Origin of the sequence: Microcystis sp. (genome assembly GCF_048564745.1) — a bacterium.
Lineage (GTDB): Bacteria > Cyanobacteriota > Cyanobacteriia > Cyanobacteriales > Microcystaceae > Microcystis > Microcystis ichthyoblabe_A.
In genome coordinates this window covers 1-12496 of record NZ_JBLZRT010000078.1, presented here as the reverse complement: position 1 = coordinate 12496, position 12496 = coordinate 1, and the positions used below count along the sequence as shown (strand labels likewise).

General features: G+C 42.1%; 11 protein-coding genes. 4 read left to right on the top strand and 7 right to left on the bottom strand.

The window, feature by feature from the left end:
- Positions 1 to 199 precede the first annotated feature (199 nt).
- Positions 200 to 742 carry an NUDIX hydrolase gene (locus ACOCD9_RS10125; RefSeq protein WP_287703083.1) on the top strand — a complete coding sequence of 181 codons (543 nt, stop codon included), beginning with the start codon at positions 200 to 202 and terminating at the stop codon, positions 740 to 742.
- A 251-nt stretch (positions 743 to 993) separates the two neighbouring features.
- Entirely contained in the window at positions 994 to 1935 is a 942-nt protein-coding gene (locus ACOCD9_RS10120) for a hypothetical protein (protein ID WP_419547326.1), read from the top strand.
- A 32-nt stretch (positions 1936 to 1967) separates the two neighbouring features.
- Here ACOCD9_RS10120 and ACOCD9_RS10115 read toward each other — a convergent pair whose 3' ends face one another.
- Entirely contained in the window at positions 1968 to 2909 is a 942-nt protein-coding gene (locus ACOCD9_RS10115) for a TIGR04168 family protein (protein WP_419547306.1), read from the bottom strand.
- A 548-nt stretch (positions 2910 to 3457) separates the two neighbouring features.
- On the opposite strand from ACOCD9_RS10115, the gene ACOCD9_RS10110 reads away from it, so the two are divergent.
- Positions 3458 to 3655 carry a hypothetical protein gene (locus ACOCD9_RS10110; RefSeq protein WP_286824346.1) on the top strand — a complete coding sequence of 66 codons (198 nt, stop codon included), beginning with the start codon at positions 3458 to 3460 and terminating at the stop codon, positions 3653 to 3655.
- Between the two features lies 1 nt (position 3656).
- Here the strand turns inward: ACOCD9_RS10110 and ACOCD9_RS10105 are convergent, their stop codons facing one another.
- The 3 genes from ACOCD9_RS10105 to ACOCD9_RS10095 form a co-directional block, all read right to left on the bottom strand.
- Positions 3657 to 4823, bottom strand: a complete 1167-nt coding sequence (locus tag ACOCD9_RS10105) for a cysteine desulfurase family protein (protein WP_419547304.1) — start codon at positions 4821 to 4823, stop codon at positions 3657 to 3659.
- Positions 4824 to 4943: 120 nt separating this feature from the next.
- Complete coding sequence (locus ACOCD9_RS10100; protein ID WP_419547302.1) at positions 4944 to 5471, bottom strand: GNAT family N-acetyltransferase; 528 nt, start codon at positions 5469 to 5471, stop codon at positions 4944 to 4946.
- An 11-nt stretch (positions 5472 to 5482) separates the two neighbouring features.
- A complete protein-coding gene (locus ACOCD9_RS10095) occupies positions 5483 to 5794 on the bottom strand; it encodes a DUF1778 domain-containing protein (RefSeq protein WP_052276119.1) in 312 nt (103 codons plus the stop codon).
- A 320-nt stretch (positions 5795 to 6114) separates the two neighbouring features.
- On the opposite strand from ACOCD9_RS10095, the gene ACOCD9_RS10090 reads away from it, so the two are divergent.
- Positions 6115 to 8214: an NACHT domain-containing protein gene (locus ACOCD9_RS10090; protein ID WP_419547300.1), complete on the top strand. Its 2100-nt coding sequence runs from the start codon at positions 6115 to 6117 to the stop codon at positions 8212 to 8214.
- A gap of 241 nt (positions 8215 to 8455) precedes the next feature.
- On the opposite strand, the gene ACOCD9_RS10085 is transcribed toward ACOCD9_RS10090, so the two are convergent.
- The 3 genes from ACOCD9_RS10085 to ACOCD9_RS10075 all read right to left on the bottom strand — a co-directional run bounded on the left by ACOCD9_RS10085 (position 8456) and on the right by ACOCD9_RS10075 (position 12193).
- Positions 8456 to 9967, bottom strand: a complete 1512-nt coding sequence (locus ACOCD9_RS10085; protein WP_419547298.1) for a hypothetical protein — start codon at positions 9965 to 9967, stop codon at positions 8456 to 8458.
- A 222-nt stretch (positions 9968 to 10189) separates the two neighbouring features.
- Positions 10190 to 11434 (bottom strand): M23 family metallopeptidase, encoded by a 1245-nt coding sequence (locus ACOCD9_RS10080; protein ID WP_419547297.1) that lies wholly within the window; start codon positions 11432 to 11434, stop codon positions 10190 to 10192.
- 45 nt (positions 11435 to 11479) lie between these two features.
- Entirely contained in the window at positions 11480 to 12193 is a 714-nt protein-coding gene (locus ACOCD9_RS10075; RefSeq protein WP_287700925.1) for a biotin--[acetyl-CoA-carboxylase] ligase, read from the bottom strand.
- Between the last annotated feature and the right edge of the window lie 303 nt (positions 12194 to 12496).

Genomic DNA, 12496 nt, shown 5'->3' with positions numbered 1-12496 from the left:
TAGCTGGTTATAATTAAATTAAAAATGGATTTTGCCTTTAATCCCCCCTTGATCCCCCCTTGATAAGGGGGGTGCCGATCCCCCCTTAGTCTCCCTTTAATAAGGGGGGCATCTGGTAATTTTTAACGCCTACCTACTTACTTATAATTATCTGCGAAAAAAGTTTAGTAATTTCACTGCAATTATAACAGGATTGTCGATGACTAATTTAAAAAAATGGCAAATTATTAAATCTGAGCTAGTTTTTCATAATCGTTGGTGTCAAGTCCGTCAAGACTCGGTGCAGTTATCCTCTGGACAAGTTATCGACGATTATTTCGTTAATATTCGTCCTGAAATTGTGTTAGTTGTTCCAGTTACTGGGGATAATCAATTAGTTTTTGTCCGTCAATATCGTCACGGAGTTAAGGAAATTTTATTAGAATTTCCCGCCGGAGCAGTAGATGCGGGTGAAGATAATATTACTGCAGCAGCGCGTCGAGAATTCGAGGAGGAAACTGGTTATCAAAGTGATTCTCTAATACCTCTAGGTGTTTTGTATGATAATCCCGTTAAAGATACTAACAGAATTCATATTTTTTTGGCTCTTAATGCTATCCCCACTGGTCAACAAAAGTTAGATGTTACCGAGGAAATTGAAGTTATTCTTCGACCTTTACAGGAAATTAATCCCCAAGAAATTACCGTCTCTGGTAGTTTAGCTGCTTTCTATCTAGCGAGGGATTTTTTAAAGCAAAATTAAGGATTTATAGCAGTTATATTAATAGGGAGGTAGGAAGTTTTCGTTTTCGGGAGCCAGTTGTCAGGAGATTATTTTTATTTATTCTCCCCAATTCATAATTGATAAGTAAGTAGTTATAATTAAATTGAAGATAGATTTTGCCTCTGATCCCCCCTTAATCCCCCCTTGATAAGGGGGGTGTCTAACAACTTTTAACAGCTACCTACTTAATTCATAATTTATAATTCCCACTGTCTATGAGTAATTTTTTTATGATTGCTGGCTTTATTCTATCAGCTTATGCGATTGTTGCCAACGATTCCCTACAAACTTTAGGGACTTTTTTAAGTGCCAATGAAGAACGTCCCTGGTGGATTTTATGGCTGTATTCCAGCATAATCTTAGCCTCGATTTTTATCGCTGGTTGGTACATTAATCAGGGAGATGTGGCTTATAATCGACTAGAAATGATTCCCTTCCCAGAAAATTTTACTTGGATTTATATCGTTCCTCCCCTAGCAATTTTAATTCTCACCACTTGGGGAATACCCGTGAGTACAACCTTTTTGGTTTTAACAGTTTTTGCTCCCCAATCTCTAGATGAAATGTTAGTTAAATCCGCTTGGGGTTATGCTCTTGCTGTTATAGTGGGGTTAGTCATCTATCGAATTATTTATCGATTAGAAAACTTTTTCCTAGAAACAGTTAATAAAGAACCTCAAAAAATCTGGGTAGTTTTACAGTGGTTATCCACCGGGTTTCTCTGGAGTCAATGGTTAATGCAAGATTTTGCTAATATTTTCGCCTATCTTCCCAGAAAGTTGGCAGCAATATGGTTAGTTTTATCTCTAACAGTTATGCTACTCCTGCAAACCATCATTTTTATTAATCACGGTGGTCAAATTGAGAAAATTGTCACTAGCAAAACTAACGCCCATGATCCGCGTTCTGCAACAATTATTAACTTGATTTATGGCTTAATTTTACTGTTTTTTGTTGGCTATAATCATATTCCCATGAGTACCACTTGGGTATTTTTAGGTTTATTAGGAGGTCGAGAAATTTCTCTGACTTTAACCAGAGAAACCCCTAATTTAGCCGCCACGGGTAAATTGGTTTTAGGGGATGCCTTGAAAGCTTTTATCGGTATGATTGTTAGTGTTGCTATCGCTCTTGCTTTACCTCTAATCGCTCAAAAAATTAACTATCTATAGGGAGTGGGGTGTGGGGTGTGGGGAGATGTAAATTAAGAATAACAAGATTGGGGAGATAGGCGATCGATTGATGCCCCGGAGTGATAAAGTTTTCTATTACTGATAATCTCGCAATTATCGTTCAACCAGATTAAAGATGCTTCTGTGACTAGACCTTCTTCAAGAGTTACTAGGGAAAAATTGCGAGATTTACCCCTATCAGAGTGGAGAATGCGAGGGACACTAGCAGCATTCAGATAAACAGTTCCCATCTCGGAAGTGACCACGGGATTGCGTAAACGGGAAGTAGTATGACGGAGACGGTGGTGCATATGACCGAAACTGACGAGAGAAACCTGTTTTCCTAATAGCTGTGCTTGTGCGATGGCCGCTGCTAAATCCGGATCCCCGTGGTCCCCTCCCAAAGGTTGCCAATCGCGACCACAGATAGCTTCCGCTTCCTTTCCCAGTCCGGCTGGACCATTGTGACCTAAAAAAATCAGGTTATTATAGGCAGTATCTTGAATATTAGCGATAATTTTGGCAGTAGATTCGGCAAAACTGCTGATATTATAGCGTTCTTGAAAAAATTCCCCATTTTTCCACTCGGAACCTCCCCAAGTAAAGGGACGACCCCCAACAATCGAAAGCTGTAAACTGGGTAAGTCTAGTTTTGAGTAACCCACATGAGCAACCCCTAATAATTCTAACTGGGCGGTGACACGATCTTCTTTATCGCGATCGTAGGGACATTGTTTTCGTCCCCAGGGGGTGGCGCTATACCAAGCGTCATGATTACCGAGAATAACGGCTTTTGGTAAGGACAAACTAGCAATCCGACCGACAATTTCTAGGGATTCATTGCCAAAATCGCCCACAAATAGGGCTAAATCCACTTGTAAAGCTTCTAGTGCTAAATTATCTTCTATTTCCCATTGGTCGTGAACGTCACCGATGACGGCGATTTTATAGGTGCGAGGGAAAGAACTTACCATTACCGGTTATCAACTATCATTTACCAGTAACGATCATAACTAGGATTGGCCGAATAAATAGGGTCTGCTGAAAAAGTTTGTTGGTGGGGGCAGGGTGTGGGGTGTGGGGTGTGGGGTGTAGGGTTTTACCGATTTTGGGGTAGTCAGTTACCTAATTTTCAGGGAAAAAGTACCTGAATTTTACCCCCGATCCCTCCAATGGTCGGCACTTTTTGAGGTCAAAAAAGTCTAAAAGCCTTATCCAACAAGGTTTTTAGATTTATTCAGCAAGCCCTAAATAGACCTCTTGCAAAAATCAAAAATCTTCCTTTAGGTGAGGAGTAAGGAGCCAGTAGTCAGTAGTCAGGAGAATTAAGAATGAGCATTAATCAATTAAATGCTCTATTTAGTGATTTTATGCAATTTTATGCTTATTTTTCTCATTTTTGCCCTCTCAAAAATTAATTATGCAAGAACTCTGGTAAAGATGTAAAGATTTCAAACAAAGTCACCCACAGTCATCGGTTTGTTTGTAAATTTAGATACAGAATTATCAGGGTAATCTGTGTATGTCTTTACTACAATCCCGCACTACTGCCGTTGTTACTTGCCCCCAAGCAAACACATGGGTACAACTCAGAATGCTTCCCTCTCCATACAGCTTTGATGAAGCGCTACTACTCTGTGAACAGGATCAGGGCCGTTGGGTGGCATGGATTCCCGATTTTGGCGAAATTATCTTGATCGAAGGGCAATTTGAGGGATAAACTAACTCTTGCTAACAATTAAAGCAGATAAACAGCGATCAATCACTTGTTTTAATACTAGAGCCGTCCAATCGATATCGGCTGCGCTGGTGTCCCTTCCCAGGGTTAAACGAATTCCCGCTAATGCTTCTCGATCGCTGTAGCCCATAGCTTTTAAAATTGGACTGGGGGAAAGTTTGCCACTATGACAGGCGGATCCAGAACTAATACCGATTCCTGCTAAATTAAGCTGACGAACTAGCTGTTTTCCCGTGATGTGACTGTCATCGTCCGGACGGACAATAAAGCTGACGTGGTGGGGTAAACGATAGAATCGGTCTCCTGTGGGCAGCAGATAAGGATAATCGGCTAAGAGGTCAAATAATCGATCTCGCAGGGCTATTAAACGCATTTTTTCGCTAATTAAATCTTTTTGGGCTAATTCGGCCGCTAAACCGAAAGCTGCGATCGCTGGTACGGCTGGGGTTCCCGATCGCAGGCCTTTTTCCTGGCCACCGCCCCGCAGTAATGGTAAAATATCGACACCAGTTCTGATGTATAAAGCCCCCGATCCTTGCATTCCATAAATTTTATGGCTAGAAAGAGATAATAAATCTATGGGCAGTTTCCGCACATCAATATCGCATCTTGCCGCCACCTGCACCGCATCGGTGTGAAAAAGCACTCCCCTTTCTCTGGCAATGCTGCCCAATTCTTCAATCGGTTGTAGGGTTCCCACCTCACTTTGTCCGTAAATAATGGAAATTAAGACCGTATCGCTTTGAATTGCGGCTTTTAGGTCTAAAGGATTCACCCTACCTTGACGATTGACGGGAAGACGAGTAATTTGCCAACCTTGCTGCTCTAATTGTTTACAGGGTTCAGCGATCGCCGAATGTTCCACACTAGAAATAATTATATGACGGGGGCGGTTATACTGTTGAGCAACCCCGATAATCGCTAAATTATCGGCTTCCGTGCCGCCAGAAGTAAAGATAATCTGGTCTGGATTGGCATTAATTAACCCTGCTACCTGTTCTCTGGCCATTTCGATGACTGTTGCCGTATCCTGTCCCCAAGTGTGTAAACTGGAGGGATTGCCCCAATGATGCCGGAGAATAGTGGCAACCCGCTCGATCACTTGGGGATGAGTGGGGGTAGTGGCACTATAGTCAAGATAAATTTGCATTATTTTACAATCTGAGAAATGAGAGTCAAGAAAGGCAGCTATTCTCAGTTTAGCCGTTTAAGAGATTAGAAAGCGGGTTTCTGGGTTTCTTAAAACTGCTTTCTAGCATCTTTTCTGATCTCAGGGTAAACCAAAACTCTGAGCAAGGTTTTTCATGGTACGGAACAGCTTATAAGGCTGGTTAGGAAAAGTTTGAAAGTCAAACCTTTGGTAAAATCTCACTGCTTTATCGTCAACCGCCTCTACCACCACCGCAAAACACCCCGTTGTTTGACTGACTCTCAGACTTCTATATAAAGCATCCATAATCAACAATTTCCCCCAACCAGATCCCCGACAATCAAGATCCACTGCTAATCTACCAATTAAAGTCACGCCAACTAGCGGATATTTAGGCAACTTTTTACCAAGACTTTGGGGTAGCGATTCGAGATTGATGCTACTCATGGATAAAGTATAGTAGCCCATGATTTTTTCGCGTTCTCGGTCAACGAGAACGTAGGGAATGGCAATATTTCGCTTCTTATCTTGGGTAGCGAGATCGTGTAAGTAGCGATCCAGTTGTTCGTTACCACAGCTAAAAGCCGCCCGATTGTGATGGCTTTCGAGAGTTTCTAGACAAAAATCAACAGATTCCGAATTTAACACAAATCTAGCAACTATTTATTCATCATTTGCTTATACCATTGAGCGTCTGCTTGAGCTTGCTCGGAGGGAGCGGGGGGATTTAACAGGGCCTCGACAAAAACGAATTGATCGCGTTCGGTTAATTCTACCAATTGGCTATCTTTGATCGTTTGCATAGCTGCCTCAGCCAAAACTGACACCATAAACTCAGTCAAGTTCTGTCCCCGTAAAAAGGCAGCCATCTCCATCAGTTGCTTTTGCTCTGCTGTTATGGAAGCCTCTAACCGCGCATTGTTGCCGATTTTAGTCCCTTGGGGTAAATCTTTATCTGGTTTCGTTCTCATGGCTTAGAAATTATCTAATTTAAGCACATTATATTCTCAGAAAACGGGTTTCTGAGTTGATAAGAAAGCGGGTGGCTCTTCTAGGTTCTGTGTGATAAGTTTAACTTACATAGGATCGATCTTTGTGTCCTCTGTGTCTGGAGTGGTTCCCTCCACTCCCTCGCCAGCAGGACTGTATCTCAGAATACATTTTACCCACCAAATCCAAAAGAGCCAGCGGGTTTCTGGGTTGATGATGAGAAACCCGCCTTCTGAGTTGATGATGAGAAACCCGCTTTCTGGCTTATACTAAGCGTCAGAGGGTTTACAGGGGTTAAGTTATGACAGGAATTGAAACAACCATTGTAACGGCATTGACTAATAATTTTATTGGCCAAATGATTAAATCGGGGTGGGAGGGTATTAATAAAAATGAGTTATTGAATAAAGATGTCGGACAGATTATCAAAGAGGGAAAGTATCTTTTTTTACGGGAATATACTCAACGTTACTGGGATCGGCACGGCATGATTAAGGTTTTAAAAATGTCTAAGCCGATGGATTTGGAGTCAATTTATGTTAATGTCAAATGTTTAGGAAATTTAGTCAGGGATTATTATGATGAAAATTTAGAAAATAAATATCGTGAGAGTAAGCAGCGACGGTTTAACTTTAGGGATGATGGTAAAAAAGATGGTTTACTTTTGGCTAATCAAGAACAATATTTAATGGTACTTGGTGATCCCGGTATTGGTAAATCTACATTTTTGCGAAAAGTTGGTTTAGAAGCTCTCAAGGGAAAGCAAGGCAGTTATCAGCATCCTCTAACACCTGTTTTACTGGAGTTGAAAAACTTTAAAGAAAACGAGATTAATATTCAGGCATTAATTGAAGAGGAGTTTAAAATCTGTGGTTTTCCCAATGTGGAAAAAAATATAAGCAATAAACTAGAAAAAGGGGAATTACTAATTTTATTAGATGGTTTGGATGAAGTGCCAACAGCTAATGTTTATAATGTAATCGAGAAAATTCAAGATTTTGTAGATAGGCATCATAAAAATCGTTTTATTCTCTCCTGTCGTACTGCTGCTAGAACTCATCTTCGACGATTTACCGATATTGAAATTGTCGAATTTGATGATCAGCAAATTCAAAGTTTTATTGAACATTGGTTTAGTTCGGAATTAGACCGCAAAAATGAGACGGCTAAAAATTGTTGGGAACTGTTGCAAAAGGAGGAGTATAAAAGTGCAAAAGAGTTAGCCCATACACCGTTATTGTTGACTTTTTTGTGTTTAGTTTATGATGAAAATCAATCTTTTCCCACAAATCGCAGTCGCCTTTATCAAGATGCGTTAAGAATTTTATTGGAAAAATGGTCAGCCGAAAAACGTTTACCTAATCGCGGTTTAGTTTATGAAAATCTCAGTATTGAGCAAGAAGAAATTTTGCTGTCTGAAGTTGCTTATCAGAATTTTGTAGCAGATAAACTTTTTTTAGAAAAACGAGAAATTGTTAAGCAAATTAAAGATCACCTTAAACAAAACTTAAATGCTCCGCAACATTTAGACGGAGAAAAAGTATTAAAAACCATTGAAATTGAACAGGGAATTTTAGTAGAGCGGGCTAGATCTGTCTATTCTTTTTCTCATTTAACCCTTCAGGAATACCTCACGGCTCAGTATATCTATGATAATGATTTGATTGAAGAAACAGTTAAGAATTATGTAACAGAAACTCGTTGGCAAGAGGTGTTTTTGTTAGTGGCGGGTTTGATGCGAGGGAAAGCCGATAAATTGTTATTAGCAATGGAGAAAGAAGCCCATAATTATCTTACAACGCCCCTCGGTCAAAAATTAGTGCCGATTTTGCAATGGGCAGATGAGATGACTAAAGATTCTGTTGATAGTCCGATTAAACCTGTAGGAAGAAGAGCGATCGTCTATTGGCTCTTCATCGCCAACGCCAACGTCACCGCCAACGCCAACTTCATTGTTACCGCCAACGCCAACTTCATCGGTATCGCCATCGCCAACGCCTACGCCCCCGAGATCACCTACAAAATCTCCCGTATCTTCTTTACCCCCAAACTCATCGATGAGTTTGTCCAGTTAGTTAACTTATTTGCTCAGAATCGAATTATTTCTAAGGTTAATTTTTCCCAATTAATCGCTGATTTAGAAGCTTTCAAACAAATTATTCCTGATGATAAAGCAACTAAAAAAGAACATCAAGAATTTGCTGATCGATTAGTTAAAAGGTGGAATACTGCTTTTAATTTAACGCCTAAATTACTTAAGTTATCCACCTACAAATTTGACGATATAAACAAGCATTATTTTTATATTAATCACCTGATTCTCGACTGCCAAAAAGTGGCTGTTAATATTTCCCCTACCGTTTGGCAAGAAATCGAAGACCGAATGCTCCGCATTCCTTAACTTCTACTTTTTTTATCTACTGAGTAAAGCACAGAAAACGGGTTTCTCCGAGAAACCCGTTTTCTACTCATGCACTCATGCAAAAAGGAGAATAAATAATCAGTTTTTAATAACCGGATTTGGTATTACTAAGACTGCGAATGTATGAAAACCCATCAATTGGGCAAAAGCTCAACGATGCGTTTTTAAGCTCCAAAAACTGCTATAGTTGTCAGCCAGGACCAATCAATTCTGATTAGCGTCAGTTTTTGTAGGCGCTTTTGTCGGTGGCGATTGATGTCCAGTTATCTGAACTAGGAAGAACAATCTGTCTTTTACTTAGCTGTTGCCAAATATCTACTAGGAAAACTAGCAAGAATAGATGAACAGCACCTAGAAACTGATGTCTTTCAAAGATAAAGAAGAACTTGGGTAATAAGGGAATATTCGGTGGTTTTTGAAAACCTAAATACTGTTGTGCTTGTGTCACATAAGCATTAGATACTTGGGAATAAAGAAAACAACCGTAGGCAAAAGCAGCAAATAAAGAGGCGAGTAGGGCGCGTCTGGATACCAAGAAATCCTGATAGTAGAGCCAGATAATACTGATCAGGATAAAAGGATAACCTATATAGAGATAGCGCTGATGAGTGCCACTGAGAAGAATATTAAAACCTAGGTAACTTAGTCCATGGAAAAGGCAGAGAAGTACCATTAAATAGGTAGGATTATATTTAGGGCTAATCGCCTCGGTTTTGGTGGCGAGAATTTGCCAAATCTTGATTAAACCTGTACAGATAAGAAAACCCATGAAACCAGCATAGAGTAAAAGCCCTGCTTGGTGAGGGCTGATACCTTTTTTCCAGCTACCCAGCTGCAAATCCATAAAAGGTACTCGGGAGGAAGCACGGGGTTCTAAACCGAGAAATATCCAGATATTAAAGCCATTTCCTGAGATTTTGTCACCGTGACCACTACCAGATTTTAAGACAAAGAGGAAACTAGACTGAATCAGTCTGAGGGGAACCGCAAATAAGCTATCTAGGTAGAGGAAAAATCCGAGGCTTAAAAGTAGAGTTGCTCCCAGCCAGATTAAGCCTTTAGTCTGGTATCTTTGCTGGAATTTGTAACCTGTGGTGAGGATAAGTAGGGCAAAAAAGGGTAGGGAAAAAATAAAGAGTTGTTTAGTGAGAATAAATAAGACTAAACTAAACATCCCCAGGAGAAACCAGAGGATATTTTTGAGCAGAGTGTTTGTCTCACTCCAAGATTGGAAAAAAGCAATGGTCGCCAGAAGGCAAAATAATAAGCCTACGTTGTCAATCTGTCCCCAGAGAGAACCTGCCGCCCAGATAAATAGCACTAGGGTTATGCTTAAACCGATGATTACGGGGCGTTTGAATTTTAAGATTCTCGCTAGGTAGGTGAGAAGGAGAAAATTGACAGCATCAACAAATGCTAGGTAAAAACGGAAGTAGTAGATAGCTTCGGTTTTTTCGCTAATTCCCAATAGGGATTTTATCGCCGCAATTACGCCGCCACTCGCCAGTATACCTATACTAGGATAGTTGGGGACTTTGCGAGGACAATCCATATATACTTTACCTGCTGCGAGACAATCCCCCCATCTACTAAATTGGAAGACATCGGTAACGTGGTAAATGGGGAGAAAATAGACCAAAATAAAAGGGAGGGCTACTCCTAGCGTATAGGCAAGGGGGATGAGGAAGTTATTTTTTTCCCCTCGGTTGATTGAGTCTAGAAAGTTTTTCATTATTTAGTAGGGTTTGCTGAAAAAGTCGCTCAGGTAATTACAGCGCTTTGCAAAACTGAGAGGCACAATAACAGCAATGGGTGGAATAGTTTCTCAAGTGTTCCTCGCTTACTAACATCAAGCCAAGCTTTAAGATAGCTTTTAAGGCTTCTTCCGTTTTCGGGGCGAGTTTTTTCACGAGAGATTTCAATTCCCACCAAAGATGTTCTATTAGCTCACCATTCAATTCTGATTAGAGTCACTGGCTGCGGCCATTTGCATTCTCTGCACCAGATTATCGAGGGCTAATTCTAGATGTAAACCGGCATCTACGGCGGTCCAACCCTGTTCCGTTAGGTGTCGCCATTCAAAGTGTAGGTGCGGACCGGTAGAAAGTCCCGTACTACCCACACGACCGATAACCGCACCCTGTTCCACCCATTCTCCCGGTTTGACGGTAATTTCTGAAAGGTGGGCATAACGAGATTCTTGACTACCATCGAGGTGACGTAAAATCACCGTTAATCCGTAACCTCCCAACCAGTCGGCGGTGGCCACTTCCCCTGCGTAGGCGGCTAATACAGGTGTTCCCATAGGTGCGCCTAAATCAGTACCCGCGTGCATGGCCCGATTCCCGCTGACTGGATGATTTCGCCACCCAAAAACCGAGGTAATTTGGGCGGGAAGAGCGAGGGGAAAGAGTAAATCCGTGCGTTGAGTTGGGTTAGAATCCGTGGGACTTAAACGGGTGGCCCGCTCATAGGTGGTCGCTTCGCTGATTGCTTCCACTTCTGCGCGAGTCACCGGGGCCAAAGCCAATTTTACGCCATTCCATTCCGGGGGATTGAGGGCTACCACCTGACTTGGAATCACCGTGGGGGCAGCCAGACGTACCGGGGCGCTAGAAGCCACGAGAGTGGGGGCATAACGACCCAGGGAATTATTAGCGATAACCGGCTGATTTCGGGGCTGCCGTCCTACCCGCACCGCCGGATTAGGATTGAGACGCACCCGGGCCAGATTAACCGGGGGTAAGGGTTTGGCCACAGTGCTGACCGGCTGACGACGGGAAGACCGGGCCGCCAGATTACAGCTACCTCCTACCAGTTGACCATTTTGGGCGATGGTTTGGCAACCACTGCGGCGCTCGGTGACGACAACGGAACTGGGGGGGTTAAAGTTTCTAGTATCGATAAAATTATTTTTACCGCCGGCCCGGGGGGCAAGGGTAGGCATATCGGTTCGATGGTTTTCGGGGATAGCCAGACGGGGGGCAGGATTAGTATTTTCTTTGATAACGGGGGCTTTTAGAGTCGGGGCGGCATTTTCCACTACCGGGGTTTCGCTGCCAGTTTCGGAATTAGCGATCGCATTGGGAGCAAGAGTGAGCAGACCGCTGATTACTAAACCGAGACCACTGCATAAACTCAGCTTCTTTTTTAAGGATTTTCCGAGAAAAAGTTTCAATATCACCGATGAAGGATACATAGGGCGGCCTCACTTCTCACAGTTTAGTCAAAAAAATATTTAGACTCAATTATAGCCGAGACTAACCCTACCGGCCGGTATATAAATTTCGCTACTGGCATTGTCCGAAGTGAGTTTAACTTTTAATTCTCCTCGATCGCTTACCCCGGTTATTATACCCTGATAGCCCTCGAAAGCTATCTTTTGACCAAAATTGGCAAAAAGTTCTAAATAGGAGGCTAATAGGACTTTTATGCCGCTATGACAGTAATATTCATAGCCGTATAGGATAGCATCACTGGTGAGAGAGGTTAACTGAGCGATCGAGGTGATTTTATTGCCAGTAAAAGCCTGTAAATTAATACCGGTGGGGGGGACAGGATTAGACCAATTGAGGCCTACTCCGATGACTGCTTGCGGGATGTTTTGGCCCTGAATACGGGTTTCTAGGTTAATTCCCCCTAGTTTGCGCCCTAATAATACCAAATCGTTCGGCCATTTGATTTTAACAGGTATTTCTTGACAATTGAGGTGATAAGCGATGCCCCAAACTGTAGCGAGAACGAGATGGGCAGATTTATCCACCTCTAAATCAAGATTTAAAGCCAAAGATAAATATAATCCTCCCGGTTCAGAAATCCACTCCCTTCCCCATTGTCCTCTCCCGGCACTTTGTTGACTAGCAGTCACCACAAAAGGCGGCTTTTCCCCCGACTCTAATAATTGCCAAGCTTTAGTATTAGTGGAAGGTAATAGCTCAAAGTGATGGATTTTGGGCATAAATGGGGAGTGGGGAGTATTTTCAGTGTTGCCAAAGGCACGGCGTAGCCGTCCAGTAAACAGTAAACAGTAATCAGTGACCTGATACTAAATCCGTTGAGTATAGGCTAAATATCAGGAGAGGCACTCCTGCAAGTGGAGTGACTCTTAAATGATTACAGATGTGTCAGCAGCTGCGTGTAAGCATCCCACCGAAAAACTAATGCGCGGGGGGTTGTTTGGGGTAGAACCCCCCAAAAGCTGGGATTGAGCGATAAAATCGCAAGTAACGCCCAATTTGAGCAGAGAGTTTCCCTTTAAAAA